This window comes from Lachnoanaerobaculum sp. MSX33 (assembly GCF_000512995.1).
Lineage (GTDB): Bacteria > Bacillota > Clostridia > Lachnospirales > Lachnospiraceae > Lachnoanaerobaculum.
The window spans coordinates 22210-37408 of sequence record NZ_AZXX01000066.1 but is presented as its reverse complement, the minus strand read 5'-3'; the positions used below and the strand labels follow the sequence as shown (position 1 = coordinate 37408).

At 36.4% G+C, this 15199-nt stretch carries 16 protein-coding genes and 1 pseudogene; all 17 read left to right on the top strand.

The features are described 5' to 3' along the window. Positions 1 to 574, top strand: a pseudogene (locus tag HMPREF1495_RS07660) (hypothetical protein); the annotation flags it as partial. 46 nt (positions 575 to 620) lie between these two features. Further along, a complete protein-coding gene (locus tag HMPREF1495_RS07655; RefSeq protein ID WP_242832874.1) occupies positions 621 to 1271 on the top strand; it encodes a hypothetical protein in 651 nt (216 codons plus the stop codon). Positions 1272 to 1400: 129 nt separating this feature from the next. Further along, complete coding sequence (locus HMPREF1495_RS07650) at positions 1401 to 2243, top strand: DegV family protein (RefSeq protein WP_034213442.1); 843 nt, start codon at positions 1401 to 1403, stop codon at positions 2241 to 2243. A 129-nt stretch (positions 2244 to 2372) separates the two neighbouring features. Next, positions 2373 to 3659 (top strand): galactokinase, encoded by a 1287-nt coding sequence (locus HMPREF1495_RS07645; RefSeq protein WP_034213439.1) that lies wholly within the window; start codon positions 2373 to 2375, stop codon positions 3657 to 3659. Positions 3660 to 3669: 10 nt separating this feature from the next. Continuing rightward, positions 3670 to 4065 carry a hypothetical protein gene (locus tag HMPREF1495_RS07640; RefSeq protein ID WP_034213437.1) on the top strand — a complete coding sequence of 132 codons (396 nt, stop codon included), beginning with the start codon at positions 3670 to 3672 and terminating at the stop codon, positions 4063 to 4065. Positions 4066 to 4086: 21 nt separating this feature from the next. Then, a complete protein-coding gene (nrdR, locus tag HMPREF1495_RS07635) occupies positions 4087 to 4539 on the top strand; it encodes a transcriptional regulator NrdR (protein ID WP_007591373.1) in 453 nt (150 codons plus the stop codon). Then, positions 4536 to 5057 (top strand): YqeG family HAD IIIA-type phosphatase, encoded by a 522-nt coding sequence (locus tag HMPREF1495_RS07630; RefSeq protein ID WP_034213434.1) that lies wholly within the window; start codon positions 4536 to 4538, stop codon positions 5055 to 5057. The genes nrdR and HMPREF1495_RS07630 overlap by 4 nt, the downstream gene beginning before the upstream one ends. After that, entirely contained in the window at positions 5050 to 5919 is an 870-nt protein-coding gene (aroE, locus tag HMPREF1495_RS07625; protein WP_034213433.1) for a shikimate dehydrogenase, read from the top strand. The genes HMPREF1495_RS07630 and aroE overlap by 8 nt, the downstream gene beginning before the upstream one ends. Continuing rightward, a complete protein-coding gene (gene aroQ, locus HMPREF1495_RS07620; RefSeq protein ID WP_034213431.1) occupies positions 5916 to 6353 on the top strand; it encodes a type II 3-dehydroquinate dehydratase in 438 nt (145 codons plus the stop codon). Before aroE ends, aroQ begins: the two co-directional genes overlap by 4 nt. Before the next feature lie 65 nt (positions 6354 to 6418). Then, positions 6419 to 6979 (top strand): elongation factor P, encoded by a 561-nt coding sequence (gene efp / locus HMPREF1495_RS07615; protein WP_007591379.1) that lies wholly within the window; start codon positions 6419 to 6421, stop codon positions 6977 to 6979. A gap of 94 nt (positions 6980 to 7073) precedes the next feature. Next, complete coding sequence (gene argS / locus HMPREF1495_RS07610; protein ID WP_034213429.1) at positions 7074 to 8843, top strand: arginine--tRNA ligase; 1770 nt, start codon at positions 7074 to 7076, stop codon at positions 8841 to 8843. A gap of 468 nt (positions 8844 to 9311) precedes the next feature. After that, on the top strand, positions 9312 to 10658 hold the full coding sequence (gene rsxC / locus HMPREF1495_RS07605) for an electron transport complex subunit RsxC (RefSeq protein ID WP_034213426.1): 1347 nt from the start codon (positions 9312 to 9314) through the stop codon (positions 10656 to 10658). Continuing rightward, complete coding sequence (locus tag HMPREF1495_RS07600; RefSeq protein ID WP_034213425.1) at positions 10658 to 11617, top strand: RnfABCDGE type electron transport complex subunit D; 960 nt, start codon at positions 10658 to 10660, stop codon at positions 11615 to 11617. The genes rsxC and HMPREF1495_RS07600 overlap by 1 nt, the downstream gene beginning before the upstream one ends. Next, on the top strand, positions 11614 to 12225 hold the full coding sequence (locus HMPREF1495_RS07595; protein WP_034213422.1) for an RnfABCDGE type electron transport complex subunit G: 612 nt from the start codon (positions 11614 to 11616) through the stop codon (positions 12223 to 12225). Before HMPREF1495_RS07600 ends, HMPREF1495_RS07595 begins: the two co-directional genes overlap by 4 nt. A 9-nt stretch (positions 12226 to 12234) precedes the next feature. Then, entirely contained in the window at positions 12235 to 13050 is an 816-nt protein-coding gene (gene rsxE, locus HMPREF1495_RS07590) for an electron transport complex subunit RsxE (RefSeq protein WP_007591386.1), read from the top strand. After that, entirely contained in the window at positions 13050 to 13625 is a 576-nt protein-coding gene (rsxA, locus tag HMPREF1495_RS07585) for an electron transport complex subunit RsxA (RefSeq protein WP_007591387.1), read from the top strand. Before rsxE ends, rsxA begins: the two co-directional genes overlap by 1 nt. Before the next feature lie 11 nt (positions 13626 to 13636). Continuing rightward, positions 13637 to 14452, top strand: a complete 816-nt coding sequence (locus tag HMPREF1495_RS07580; protein ID WP_034213418.1) for an RnfABCDGE type electron transport complex subunit B — start codon at positions 13637 to 13639, stop codon at positions 14450 to 14452. Positions 14453 to 15199: the final 747 nt, after the last annotated feature.

Below are 15199 nucleotides of genomic sequence, written 5' to 3'. Positions count from 1 at the left end.
GGATAAACCTAAATGGTATGTCGTAAGTATAAAGACAGGATTCGGAGAAGGTATTTCTGATGTTGATTTTGAACTTTTTGGGAATCGTAAGAGGGGAGATTATGCTTATGGATATGGTTCACACGGGATATACGGTTTCTGCGATCCTTTATATTTAGAAGCCGGGATAAGCGTTGATGTTGGTGGTGATAAAATAATACAGGGATTTACTATGACATATGCTCCAAAATACATAAATAGAATAAAAAGATTAAATGAAATTGCAACAGATCTGAAAGGTGAAGTATGTATTATAGAAAAGGGAAATAATGAACTTGAGCGAGATATTTCCTACAAACTTACTATGTATGAGGAGCCTTTGCATGTGCAAGTAAAGAGCCTTGATAAGGTCGGCTGGGCTAAAGATATGAATATAATATGGGTAAAGAAAGGTGAGCAGGAAGATATTATGGAGTATATAGAATATGGTAAAGACTTTACTTTGTTTATAGAGGATAACAATAAGGTTAAGATTAAAGTGGTTCGCATGGAAGACAATTCAGATGATAAACCTGAAGTTTTGACTATACGATGAATTTGAAAAAACATAGGAGATAATATTGTCAAGAATGGAGAGCTATATGTATAAAAAAATAAATGTGGCTATATTATTGATATCAATATTTTTAGTATTTATATTTATAATTTTTTATATAGAACATATAAATAGTAAAAGAAAGGAAAATGCACTGATATATTATAATCAAATCATACCGATAATAACTTTGGCTGATGCTTTAGATGCAGACTTAGAGTATAGTGACAATTATGGTAATAAAGGTATATTAAAAGGTGGAGAAGAAAATTTAATAAGAAGAGTGAGTGATGATATACGAGCTTATATCACAAAGCAAAATAATCATATGTATGAATACCGAATAATAGAATCTGATAAAGTTTTGAAATGTATAGACAACTTTAATAATAATATGAAAAATATCAGAATCTCAAGAAGCGATATGAAAGATGGATGTATAGTTGAAAAGACAATATCAGAGGGAGAGGGATTGGGAGAGTTTCATGAGTGTAATGATTTAAGTGCATTAATTGATTATATGAGTAGAAAAACTGTTGATGGAGAGTATTTTATAGAAGTATTGGATATTATAGGAGTAAATGGGTCAGATATACCAGGTAGGATAGTATATATAACGGATGACAAAACAGAGAAAGTTCTTTATGAGAATGACACTTTGAATCTTTCTATGTTATTTAAAGATAACGGTAGATAATATTTGAACATTTGTTTTTATGATGTATCAATACTTTCATAATCAGTATGTCAGTATACTTGACTTATAATAAGTATATTACTATAATGGATGTAGTTTTAAAAACTACATTAAACGGAGTTGAAAAATATGACATATAGATTAATTGGGGATAGTTGTACGGATTTGGATGAGAATCTAAAAAAAGATGATAATATAAAAATTGTGCCGCTTACACTTGAAATCGGAGATTATCAGGTTATAGACGACGAGAAGTTTGATCAAAAAGACTTTATAAAGAGAATGGCCGAATCGAAAATAGGACCAAAAAGTGCCTGTCCGTCACCGGATGCTTTTAAAGAAGTTTTGGAATGTGATACTGATATGGCATTTGTTGTTACTCTTTCAGAGCATCTTAGCGGAAGTTATCAAAGTGCCGAGATCGGAAAGAAACTTTACGAAGAGGACTATGAAAAAAAGGATATTTTAGTGCTTTCTTCAAGGTCGGCATCTGCAGGGCAGTATAGACTTATGCTTGAGCTTGATAAATTATGTAAAGAAGGTCTTGGATTTGAAGAGATTTCAAAGAGAATAATTAAGCTTAGAGATGAGATGAAGACATATTTTGTTTTGGAGTCTCTTGATACACTTAGAAAGAACGGAAGGCTTTCGGCGGTGAGTGCATTTATAGCATCAGCTTTAAATATCAAGCCTATTATGGGTGCCGTAGACGGTGTGATAGTAAAGAAAGACCAGCAAAGGGGCATGCAGAAAGCACTGTCGAAAATGGTTGAACTTGCTATATCTGAAGCGGGAGAAAATGCATCCGAAAAGATTGTATGTATTACTCATATAAATAATGAAGAAAGAGGCGAGAGTGTAGCTAAGCTTTTCCGTGACAGCAATAAATTTAAGGATGTTAAGGTTGTAAACGGTGCAGGAGTTGCCACTTTGTACGCAGGTGACGGCGGAATAGTTCTTGCAATCGGATAGATCAAAAATAAACTGAAGTACACAATAATAAATTGTGTACTTTTTTTGGATTTATGATAAACTTACTTTAGAATGTATAGATATTAGAATTGTATTTATGCTTTAATTAAAATATTAAGCGAGGGGTATATGAATTTACTTGAGGCAAGGGATATATTGGAGACAAGAGGTCAAAAGTTATTAGAGGAGCTTTACGGAAAATCCGGAGTTGACGATAATTTAAAGAGATATGAAGCTGTTTTAAAGGGTTTCTTAAAGGAATTTGGAGAAAAGGATGTTAAACTGTTTTCATCTCCGGGAAGAACAGAGATTTCAGGAAACCATACGGACCATAACAACGGTAAGGTACTTGGAGGAAGCATAAATCTTGACTGTGTTGCGGTTGCCGCAAAAAACGACTCGGACTTTGTTAATATAATAAGTGAGTCGTTTTCACAGAAGTTCAGAGTAAATATAAAGGACATTGAGCCGGGAACAGATAAGATAGGTACAATAGAACTTTTAAAGGGAATACTGGCAGGATTTGAACAAAGGGGTGCGAGTATAGGCGGTTTTGATGCCTATATTACAAGCAATGTAATTTCAAGTGCCGGGGTAAGCTCTTCAGCCGCATTTGAAACTTTGATCTGTCAGATAATAAATACTTTATTTAATGAAGGAAAGCTTTCAAAAACAGACTATGCATATATCGGAAAATATGCCGAGAACAACTATTGGGATAAGGCAAGCGGACTGCTTGATCAGATGTGTTGTGCCTATGGAGGGCTTATAAGTATAGACTTTGCAAATCCAGATTCACCGAATGTAGAAGAAATGGACTTTGATTTTGCGGGAGCAAAGCATGATCTTATAATTGTACAGACGGGAAGAGGACATGCGGATCTTTCAGCCGACTATTCTTCCATACCTGCAGAGATGAAAAAGGTGGCTGAGTTTTTTGGAAAGTCTACATTATCTGAGGTAAATGAAGATGAATTTTATAATAATCTTTCAAAAATAAGAGCTTTTGCAGGTGACAGAGCCGTACTTAGAAGTATTCATTTCTTTGATGAGAATAAGAGAGTTGATAATGAAATAAAAGCATTAAAGAGCAATGATTTTGATTCTTTCTTAAAGAATATAACAGACAGCGGAAATTCATCATGGAAATATCTTCAAAACGTATATACAAATGCCGCACCGAATGAACAGGGGATTACAGTGGCATTGGCTTTATCCGAGAGATTCCTTAAAGAAAAGAATGTTGGGGCAACCAGGGTTCACGGTGGAGGATTTGCAGGAGTTATTATGGCTATGGTTCCTGAAAATTACAGTGATGAGTATGTTTCATATATGGATAAATTCCTTGGGAAAGGGTCAAGTTATAAGATGAAAATCAGACCTTACGGGTCTATATGTTTGGATGAAATGATTTAAAGGAGGATAAATGAACGAAGAACAATATTCGGTAGCATGTCTTATTGTCGGAATACTGAGCTGTGTATTATGTTGCATGTGTTTCGGGCTTCCGCTTGGAATAGTTGGTATAGTACTTTTTGTGTTGTCTACAAGAAACGGACATGGAATAGATGCAAAGGCAGGTATAGGACTTGCTTTATCTATTTTGGGCTTTATACTTTCAATTGTTGCGGCAATTGTAATATTTATAGGAATTATAGTCTCGAATGATAACAGCTACAGCAGCTATCGTGATAACAGCAATCCGTTTGAATATTTTATTGAAGAGTATGGTGACTCATTGGATTATGATGACATTGATGATTATCAGAATCTTCCATACTATTTTGATGAAAATGAAGATGCAAAAATAAATGAATTATAATTATGGATAAGGAATAAACTTATGAAATGCCCTTTTTGCCAGGCGCAGGATACAAAGGTTATTGATTCTCGTCCTGCGGATGACAATTCCTCAATAAGAAGAAGAAGACAGTGTGAGAGCTGCAATAAGAGATTTACCACATATGAAAAACTTGAGACTATTCCTCTTATGGTAATTAAAAAGGATGACAGCAGAGAAAACTTTGACAGGTCAAAGATAGAGTATGGAATCATCCAAAGTTGTCATAAGAGACCTGTCTCCACGGTTGTAATAAGAAAAACGGTGGATGATATAGAAAACCAAATCTATTCTATGGAAGTCAGTGAGATACCTACCAGAAAGATAGGTGAGCTTGTGATGGAAAAATTAAAGGAACTGGACGAGGTTGCATATGTAAGATTTGCATCTGTATACAGGGAGTTTAAGGATGTAAATACTTTTGTAGATGAGATCTCAAAGCTTTTAAAGAAATGATTTTTATGAATAAACTTTTTCCGGATTTACACAAGAAAGATATATATGAGATAGACTATAGGGGGCTTTATAATAAGGGATTCAGAGCTGTTCTTTTTGATATAGACAATACCTTGACCACTCATGGAACAAAGGCTGACAGGTCAAATATTGAGTTTTTTAAATCTCTTAGGGAAATAGGATTTAAGACCTGTCTTATTTCAAATAATAAAGAAAAAAGAGTTTCACCGTTTGCAAAGGCGGTCGGATCGCCTTATATATATAAGGCTGACAAACCTTCAAAAAAGGGCTATATAAAGGCGATAAATACTTTGAATGTAAAAAAAGAACAGACTTTTTTTGTTGGAGATCAGATTTTTACGGATATATGGGGGGCGAATAATGCAGGAATATACTCTGTTTTAGTGGATCCCATAAGCCCTAAGGAAGAGATACAGATAGTCTTAAAAAGGTTCTTTGAAAGAATTGTACTTTTCTTTTATAAAATTAAGATAGATAAGGTGAAAAAGAATGATTAGTGCTGATACAAAAGTTTACGGTATCATAGGAAATCCCGTTTCACACAGCCTTTCTCCGATTTTACAAAATACTTTGGCTAAAGAAATGAATATAGATATGAGCTATTCGGCATTTCATGTGACTGAAAATATCAAAGAGGCCATAAAAGGCGCTTTTGCATTGGATATCAAGGGCTTTAATGTAACTATTCCATATAAAAAGGACATGCTTGATATAGTTAGCGATATTGATGACAGGGCTAAAAAAATAGGTGCAATAAATACTCTTATAAAGACTGAAAACGGTTATAAGGGATACAATACGGATATTATCGGGCTTGGAATGAGCCTTTATAATAATAGTCTTAGCATAAAGGGTAAGGACATAATTATTTTGGGTGCGGGAGGTGCCGCAAAGGCTGTACTTTATCTGGCAATAGAAGAGGGTGTAAAGTCAATTACTCTTGTAAACAGAAATATTTCAAAGGCAAAGGAACTGAAGGCGGAGGTCGGTATTAAAGATATTTCCGTTATTTCTTTGGATGATTTGAAGTCAAATATAAATCTTTTGGATAAGGATAATTATTTTGTATTTCAGACCACGAATGTGGGTATGCATCCGAATGTTGAAGATTGTATAATAGAAGAAGAGGCATTTTATGAAAAGTGCAACTCGGGTATCGATCTTATCTATACGCCTTTTGAGACTTCATTTATTAAGAAGATGAAATTAAAAGGAAAGACTTGTATAAACGGTCTGGATATGCTTATTCTTCAGGGTGTTGCAAGCTTTGAGATATGGAATAATATTAAAGTAAAAAAAGATATTATAGAAAAAGTAAAAGTATTGTTGACAGAGAAACTTAGAGAGAGAATGCAATGAAAATTTTGGTGATAAACGGTGTGAATATGAATTTCCTCGGAATAAGAAATAAGGAAGTTTATGGAAACAAGGTCTACAGCTATCTTTTGGATATGATTGATAAAAAGGCAAAAGAGCTTGGCGTGGATGTGGAATGCTTTCAGAGTAATCACGAGGGTGCCATAGTGGATAAGCTTCAGGAGGCATTTTTTGAAAAGCCTGCAGGAATAGTCATAAATCCGGCAGCATTTACACATACAAGTGTAGCTATAAGAGATGCTCTTGAGAGTCTTGATTGTATTAAGGTAGAGGTACATATATCAAATATTTCAGACAGAGAAGAGTTCAGACATAAGTCACTTACACAGCCTGTATGTACAGGACAGATAGCAGGACTTGGGTTAAGCGGATATACTCTTGCAATGGAGTACATAATAGAGCAAACTAAGTCTTGATTTGACATCAAAATTGTTATAAAATAGTTCAAGTATCGCATGAAAGTTTTTAGGAGGAAATATTAATGGTTTCAGCAGGTGATTTTAAAAATGGTTTGACATTGGAGATTGAGGAAGGACAGGTTTTTCAGATTCTTGAATTCCAGCATGTTAAGCCGGGAAAGGGAGCTGCATTCGTTCGTACAAAAATTAGGAATGTAATTACAGGTAGCGTTGTTGAAAGAACTTTCCGACCTACTGAGAAATTCCCACAGGCAAGAATAGACAGAGCCGATATGCAGTATTTATATGCAGACGGAGATATGTTCAACTTTATGAATGTTGAGACATATGATCAGATCGCACTTAATGCAGACAAGGTTGGAGATGCACTTAAGTTTGTAAAAGAGAATGAGATGGTTAAGATATGTTCATTCAACGGTAATGTATTCTCTGTAGAGCCACCTTTATTTGTAGAGTTGGAAGTTACAGATACAGAGCCGGGATTTGCAGGAAATACAGCACAGGGTGCTACAAAGCCGGCAACAGTGGAGACAGGTGCAGTTGTTTATGTTCCATTGTTTGTAAATCTTGGTGATAAGATTAAGATTGATACAAGAACAGGTGAGTATTTATCAAGAGTTTAAAATTTTCAATGTTTGACGGTCATCTTGACCGTCTTTTTTGTAGTTGAGTTGCACAGTATAGTGCATAAAAATAAAATATACAGACTGGAGATATATGAAGACAATTATTGAATTGATTTCAGATGAGCTTAAGTGTGCATTTGCAAAATTGTCATATGATGAAAAGTACGGAAAGGCCAATATTTCAAACAGACCTGACCTATGTGAGTATCAATGCAACGGCGCAATGGCGGCAGCTAAGGAATATAAGAAAAAGCCTATTGATATAGCAAATGAGGTTGTTGAAATCCTAAAAGAAAGTGAGAGCTTTGAAAAAATTGAAGCTATTATGCCGGGATTTATCAATATAAATATAAGCAATACTTTTATAGAGAAATATGTGAGAGACATGTCAAACTCACAGAAGTATGGCATAAAGCTTGATAATCCTGCAAAGAAAATAATAATCGACTACGGCGGTGCAAATGTTGCAAAGCCTCTTCATATCGGACATTTACGTTCTGCGATCATCGGAGAGAGTTTAAAAAGAATGGGAAGATTCTTCGGTAATGAGGTGATTGCGGATGTGCACCTTGGTGACTGGGGGCTTCAAATGGGGCTTATAATAGAAGAGCTTAGAGAGAGAAAACCTGAGCTTGTTTATTTTAAGGAAAACTATGACGGAGAGTGCCCGAAGGAAGCGCCTTTCAGTTTAAATGATTTGGAAGAAATATATCCTGCGGCTTCAAAAAAGTCAAAGGTTGATGAGAATTTTAAGCAAAGAGCACAGGAAGCCACTTTGGAACTTCAAAAAGGTTACAGACCGTACAGAGAGATTTGGAAGCATATAATTAATGTATCCGTAGAGGACTTAAAGAAAAACTACAGCTCACTTTTGGTAGACTTTGATCTCTGGAAGGGTGAGTCTGATGCCGATCCTTATATACCGGATTTGATTAAAGATTTGGAAGACAGAAAAATTGCAAGAGTTTCTGAAGGTGCCTTGGTAGTGGATATAGCTATGGAAGGCGATAAGAAGGAATTGCCACCTTGTATAATAAGAAAATCCGACGGTGCGGCACTTTATGCCACATCGGATCTCGGTACTTTGGTGGAAAGAGAAAAGCTTTATTCACCAGATGAATATATCTATATTGCGGATAAGAGACAGGAACTTCACTATACACAGTTTTTCAGAGTATCAAGAATTGCAGGAATAGTTCCTCCAAATCATGAACTTAAATATATCGGATTCGGTACAATAAACGGTAAAGACGGAAAGCCTTTAAAGACCAGAGACGGCGGAGTGGTTCGCCTTGAGACTGTTATTAAGGATATTGAGGATGCCGTATTTGCAAAGATAAAGGAATCAAGAGATGTATCCGATGAGGAAGCAAGAAATACTGCAAAGATTGTAGGACTTGCGGCTATTAAATATGGTGATTTAAGCAATCAGGCTGCAAAGGATTATATATTTGATATTGACAGATTTATATCATTTGAGGGAAATACAGGACCTTATATTCTGTATACAATAGTCAGAATAAAGTCTATACTTGAAAAATACTATGAGAGCAGCTCACAAAAGGTGAGTTTGAGTGATTTAACAGTTCCTGTGAAAGATATACATAAAAAGCTTTATATGGAATTGTCACAGTTTAATGAAGTTATGAAATCTGCATGGAATGAACTTGCACCACATAAAATATGTCAGTATATTTATGCGGTTTCAAATACATTCAACTCATTCTATCATGAAATAAAGATACTTTCTGAAGCTGATGAGAAAAAGAAAAAAGGATACCTTGCAACAATTCTTCTTACAAAAGAATTGTTGGAGTCCGCTATAAATTTGCTTGGAATAGAAGCACCGGATAAAATGTAACATTTGCTCCTACCGAATTCTGAATTTGGTGGGAGTTTTTTATTTGGCAAAAAAATATTTTTGCTATATTATTTTTATTTAGATTGAATTTTTCTGTATAAAATTATAGACTGGAAGTAACATATTAATGCAGAGATAGAGAGAATTTTATTAATAAATATTTGTAAAAAATCCTTGCTTTCCGTAATGCAAAAGGATGTATACAAAAAAATACAATATAAATCCTTGAAAATCGTCTGTAACTTTGTACAAATATGGTATAATTAAAGAAAATGAGGGTGAAAAATGCTTCAAACGGCAGTATACCGAAAGGCTAAGAGTTGTCTTGGTTTCTTGGTCTATTTGTGCGTCAGGAGATTATAAATTGCTTGAAAATAATCTAAAAATTGACAATTAATTTAACTTGTTTTACACAAATTACTGCCTGATTTCTTACATTTAATTACCCGAATAGAAGAGGAGAAAAATATGGGATTAGCTACATTTATTGGTGGTGTACATCCATATGAGGGCAAGGAACTCTCAATGGAACATCCGATAACGGTACTACAACCAAATGGAGTTGAAATGGTGTTCCCGTTAAGCCAACATATCGGTGCACCTGCAAAACCCTTGGTGGCTGTCGGAGATGAAGTGCTGGTCGGACAAATCATCGCAGAGGCGGGGGGATTCATATCAGCCAATGTGGTAAGCTCGGTGTCCGGAAAAGTGAAAAAGATTGAACCCAGAAGAGTGGCAAACGGTTCAATGGTGAATTCTATTATCATTGAGAATGATAAGGAATATCGTGCCGTAGAAGGTTTTGGAGAAAAAAGAGATTATACAAAACTTTCTAAAGATGAAATCAGAAAAATAGTGAAAGACGCAGGTATTGTCGGACTCGGAGGAGCTGCTTTCCCGACACATGTAAAGCTTTCACCAAAGAACGAAAATGAGATTGATTACATCATTGTAAACGGTGCGGAATGTGAGCCTTATCTTACAAGTGATTACAGACTTATGATGGAAGAACCTGAAAAGCTGGTGGAAGGCTTAAAGATTATACTCGGGCTTTTCCCGAATGCAAAAGGCATTATAGGTATTGAAAATAACAAACCTGAAGCTATTGCGAAAATTAAAAAACTTGTACAAAACGAATCGAAAATAGAGGTTGTGGAGCTGTATACAAAGTATCCGCAGGGTGGTGAGCGTTCGCTGATTTTTGCTTGTACAGGAAGAAAGCTAAATTCAAGTCTTTTGCCTGCAGATGTAGGCTGTATTGTTGACAATACGGATACGGTTATTTCAATATATAATGCGGTAGCCGAGTCTACACCTCTTATCAGAAGGATTGTAACTATAACAGGTGATGCCGTTACTACTCCGCAAAACTTTAAAGTAAGAACGGGAACCAATTATCAGGAACTTATTGAAGCGGCAGGCGGTTTCAAGACTGAGCCTAAAAAGGTGCTTTCAGGCGGACCTATGATGGGACAGGCTTTGTTTACTCTTGATATTCCTGTTACCAAGTCATCATCTTCAATTACAACTTTTGTGGAAGATGAAGTTGAGGAAAATCCTGAAACACCATGTATCAAATGCGGAAGATGTATTGATGTGTGTCCAAGTTTTCTTGTGCCTGTTCTTATGATGGATAAGGCGTTAAAGGATGACACTGAAGGATTCGAAAAGTTAAACGGTATGGAATGTGTTGAATGTGGCTCATGTGCTTATGTATGTCCTGCAAAGAGACCACTTACTCAAGGATTTAAATATATGCGTCAGGCTGTTGCAGCAAAGAGAAGAGCTGAAGCGGCAAAGAAGGAGGGGAAATAATGGCAGGCAAATTTAATGTTTCATCATCTCCTCATGTAAGGGATAATTCATCCACAGCAAATATCATGAAGGATGTTTGTATTGCAATGATACCTACTTTGGCATTCGGTTGCTTTCAGTTCGGTTTATCTGCGCTTATAGTGGTTATATGTACAGTTCTTGCATGTGTACTTGCTGAATATTTATACGAAAAAGTAATGAATAAGCCTGTAACTATCGGAGATTTTTCCGCTGTGGTTACCGGACTTATATTGGCTCTTAATATGCCGCCTCAGATTCCTGTTTGGATGCCTATACTCGGCGGTGTATTTGCAATAATTGTTGTAAAACAGCTTTACGGCGGACTTGGTCAAAACTTTATGAATCCGGCTTTGGCTGCAAGATGCTTTATGCTTATATCATTTGCCGGAAGTATGACAAATTTCAGTTCTGTGGCTATGAACTATGATTCATCATCTACACCTACGCCTCTTGCATTCTTAAAGGCAAAGGGAATTACAGATGCACTTGAGCAGTATGATCTTGTAAATATTTTCCTCGGTAGGATACCGGGAACAATAGGAGAGGTTTCAACTATTGCTTTACTTATCGGTGCAATTTATCTTGTGGTAAGAAAGGTTATTTCTCTTAGAATACCGCTTATATATATTGCTACAGTGGCTGTATTTGTATTCTTATTCGGTGATTACAATCCTACAACAGTTTTATACCATGTGCTCAGCGGCGGTCTTATATTCGGTGCGTTCTTTATGGCAACAGATTATGTAAGCAGTCCTGTTACAAAAATGGGACAGGTGTATTTTGCAATATTTATCGGTATACTTACAGGTTTATTCAGATTATTCGGCGGCAATGCTGAGGGAGTTTCCTATGCTATCATTATCGGTAATGTAGTGGCTCCGCTTATAGAGAAGGCAACATTGCCGAAGGCATTTGGAAGGGAGGCAAAGAAGGCATGAAAAAACAATCAGGATTTGTAAAAGATGCGATTATTTTATTTGCTATAACCCTTATTTCGGGCCTTGTATTGGGATTTGTATACGATATAACTAAGGCTCCTATAGCGGCTGCGGCAAAGGCGGCAAAGAATGAGGCTTATGCTGTTGTTTTCCCGGAGGCTAAGGATTTTGAGGAGAATGAAGCCGATACGGCAAAGATAGCGGAGACGGCAGATGAAATTGCAGGTAAGGGCTTCGGACATTCAAATATTGATGAAGTTGTTACCGCAAAGGATGAGTCCGGAAATAATATAGGCAGAGTTATAACATCAACATCAAAAGACGGATATAACGGTACGGTACAAATATCCGTAGGCATAAAGTCTGACGGTACTGTGGTCGGAATAACATTCCTTACACTTGAAGAGACACCGGGTCTTGGTATGAGAGCGGCGGAAGCGTCTTTCTACGGTCAGTATGCAAATAAAAATACAAAAGAATTCAAGCTTGTAAAGGGTGCTGCAGGTGCAGATGATGAGATATCGGCTATAAGCGGATCTACCATCACAAGTACAGCTGTTACCAATGCTGTCAATGCAGCGCTTTACTTTAATTCAATATTGGAATAAGGAGGAAATATGAACAAGAGTTTAGAGCGTTTATATAACGGTATATTCAGAGAAAATCCTACCTTTGTTCTGATGTTAGGTATGTGTCCTACACTTGCGGTTACAACATCTGTAGTAAATGCTATAGGTATGGGACTTTCTACAACAGCCGTTTTGATGTTTTCAAATTTAATTATTTCTGCAATGAGAAATATAATACCTGACAGAGTGAGAATCCCTGCGTTTATAGTTATCGTTGCATCTTTGGTTACGGTGGTACAGCTTTTGATGCAGGGTTACACACCTGAACTTTATAAATCACTCGGTATTTATATACCGCTTATAGTTGTTAACTGTATTATTCTTGGTAGAGCGGAGAGTTATGCTTCAAAGAATCCTGCAATTCCGTCTTTCTTTGACGGAATTGGAATGGGAATCGGATTTACGCTTTCACTTTCCTGCATAGCTTTTGTAAGAGAGCTTATCGGTGCCGGAACTATATTTAAGGGACTTATTGCTTTACCTAACAACAATCAGATAATACCTACCGATTTTACTATTTCAATACTTGTACTTGCTCCGGGTGCATTCTTTGTACTTGCACTTTTGTCGGCTTTACAAAATTACTTTAAGGCTCCAAGTGCTACAAATACAGGTATGTCATCTGATATAGCTTGTGGCGGAAACTGTTCGGCATGCTTTGGTGAAAGTAAGGCACACAATCACAATGCTATTGATAAGGATATAGAAGAAAAGGAACTTGAGGCAAAGAGAAAGAAAGAAGAGGCTCTTGCTAAGGCAAAGGCTGAGAAGGAAAATGCAGCTAATGCAGGGGAGGGTAAATAATGACTCAACTGATTTTACTTTTGATTAGTGCGGCACTGGTAAACAATGTAGTGCTTAGCAGATTTTTGGGACTTTGTCCTTTCCTCGGTGTATCAAAAAAGACTGAAACTTCTGTAGGTATGGGTGCTGCGGTTATATTCGTTATCACTCTTTCAAGTATGGCGGCCAGCCTTATTTATACACATATTTTGATTCCGCTTAAACTTGAGTATTTGCAGACTATAGTATTTATTCTTGTTATAGCGGCTTTGGTACAGTTTGTTGAGATGGTATTAAAGAAAAATATGCCTTCACTTTATGAGGCTCTGGGTGTGTACCTTCCTCTTATTACAACCAACTGTGCGGTTTTGGGTGTTGCTCTTGACAATGTTGCAAAGGAATACAATTTTGCACAAAGCCTTGTATACGGAGTGGGTACTGCAAGCGGATTTGCTTTGGCTATAGTATTGCTTTCAGGTGTCAGAGAGAAAATTGAAAATAATGATATACCTCATGTAGTATCAGGTATGCCTATTGTACTTATTACAGCAGGTCTTATGGCAATTGCCTTTACCGGATTCTCAGGACTTATTTAGGAGGAAAGAATATGAATGGAGTAATTATTGCGGCGGCAGTAGTTGGTATAGTCGGCATTCTTATTGGTCTCCTACTTGGAGTTGCCAGTGAGAAGTTTAAAGTGGAAGTGGATGAAAAAGAAATAGCTGTAAGAGATGCATTACCGGGAAATAACTGTGGTGGTTGCGGATATCCGGGTTGTGACGGCCTTGCAAAAGCTATTGCGGCAGGTGAAGCACCTGTAAATAAATGTCCTGTAGGTGGAGCGCCTGTAGCTGAAATTATCGGTGAGATAATGGGAGTAAGTGCAGGTGAGGCCGTAAAGCAGGTTGCATTTGTAAAATGTAAGGGAACTTGTGATAAAACAAAACAAAACTTTACATATTTCGGTATCACAGATTGTAATTCAGCTATGAATGTTCCCGGACAGGGCGGTAAAGCCTGCAGTTACGGATGTATGGGATTCGGATCATGTGTAAAGGTGTGCGAATTTGATTCTATACATATAGTGGACGGTATTGCGTTGGTGGACAGAGAGAAATGTGTAGCATGTGGAAAATGTGTTGAGGCCTGTCCTAAGAAACTTATAGACTTGGTACCTTATGAGACATTTACTTTTGTACAGTGTAATTCACAGGATAAGGGTAAAGCGGTCAAAGAGGTATGTGAGGTGGGCTGTATTGCATGTACATTGTGTGTAAAGGCTTGTGAGGATGACGCAATACATATGAACGGAAATGTAGCGCTGATAGACTATTCCAAATGTACAAATTGCGGAAAATGTGTGGCAAAGTGCCCAACTAAGGTTATACAAGTTGTTGACGGAAAAATTGCAATGACTGCATAATATTGATTTTAAAAGGGGAGTTTAGATATCTGAGCTCCTCTTTTTTAGTAGAAGAATAGAAGTGTGAAAATAGTTTCAATATTTTACCGCATTTAGTATATTAAAATAGTTTTATATGCTGCTTCAAACATAAAAAAACCACCTTGGGAATAGGTGGTTTTAACATTTTTAGGGGGGCCGGACAGTTAAACTGTCCGGTATGAGTATGAAAAAGCTTTGTAGTTCCAGTAATTCTGAAACCTGCACTAGCCATCGCTAATGCTCTTATAATATAAAAAATAATTGTGTCCATAATATGGAAAAAATATAAAAAAAATATAAAGAAAGGAAATAATAAATAAAAAACAAAGCTAATATATTTATAAAAAATTTAGGTTACAAAAACACGGATTTTAGACAAAAATTTCTGTTTATTATTCAGAAAAAATGGAATAGGGGCCATAACAAATATGCATACCGGAGTTTTAGAAAGGTCTTATAAATGAATTAGACATATATTGATATATAGATTATGATAGGAAAGTATTAGGGGGATTTAAGCCTTTGTGCCATTGACATAATATCTACAAATGATTATAATATTAACCGGTTATAAAATAAAAACAAAGACGGAGAGAGTAATCCTTGGCAGAAGTTTCAGCGAGTCGGTGACGGTGTAAGACCGATACGGAGCGGTGGATGAAAATCACTCCCGAGTTGCAATCTGAATTAAGAGTAGGATGTGCCGGTTTCCCCGTTATAGGAACA

Coding starts and splice junctions, on each gene's coding strand:
- aroE (WP_034213433.1), top strand. CDS start 5,050: ATGATTAGTGCTGATACAAAAGTTTACGGTATCATAGGAAATCCCGTT.
- rsxC (WP_034213426.1), top strand. CDS start 9,312: ATGGGATTAGCTACATTTATTGGTGGTGTACATCCATATGAGGGCAAG.
- aroQ (WP_034213431.1), top strand. CDS start 5,916: ATGAAAATTTTGGTGATAAACGGTGTGAATATGAATTTCCTCGGAATA.
- HMPREF1495_RS07650 (WP_034213442.1), top strand. CDS start 1,401: ATGACATATAGATTAATTGGGGATAGTTGTACGGATTTGGATGAGAAT.
- efp (WP_007591379.1), top strand. CDS start 6,419: ATGGTTTCAGCAGGTGATTTTAAAAATGGTTTGACATTGGAGATTGAG.
- HMPREF1495_RS07630 (WP_034213434.1), top strand. CDS start 4,536: ATGATTTTTATGAATAAACTTTTTCCGGATTTACACAAGAAAGATATA.
- HMPREF1495_RS07600 (WP_034213425.1), top strand. CDS start 10,658: ATGGCAGGCAAATTTAATGTTTCATCATCTCCTCATGTAAGGGATAAT.
- HMPREF1495_RS07580 (WP_034213418.1), top strand. CDS start 13,637: ATGAATGGAGTAATTATTGCGGCGGCAGTAGTTGGTATAGTCGGCATT.
- rsxA (WP_007591387.1), top strand. CDS start 13,050: ATGACTCAACTGATTTTACTTTTGATTAGTGCGGCACTGGTAAACAAT.
- HMPREF1495_RS07640 (WP_034213437.1), top strand. CDS start 3,670: ATGAACGAAGAACAATATTCGGTAGCATGTCTTATTGTCGGAATACTG.
- HMPREF1495_RS07595 (WP_034213422.1), top strand. CDS start 11,614: ATGAAAAAACAATCAGGATTTGTAAAAGATGCGATTATTTTATTTGCT.
- argS (WP_034213429.1), top strand. CDS start 7,074: ATGAAGACAATTATTGAATTGATTTCAGATGAGCTTAAGTGTGCATTT.
- rsxE (WP_007591386.1), top strand. CDS start 12,235: ATGAACAAGAGTTTAGAGCGTTTATATAACGGTATATTCAGAGAAAAT.
- HMPREF1495_RS07645 (WP_034213439.1), top strand. CDS start 2,373: ATGAATTTACTTGAGGCAAGGGATATATTGGAGACAAGAGGTCAAAAG.
- HMPREF1495_RS07655 (WP_242832874.1), top strand. CDS start 621: ATGTATAAAAAAATAAATGTGGCTATATTATTGATATCAATATTTTTA.
- nrdR (WP_007591373.1), top strand. CDS start 4,087: ATGAAATGCCCTTTTTGCCAGGCGCAGGATACAAAGGTTATTGATTCT.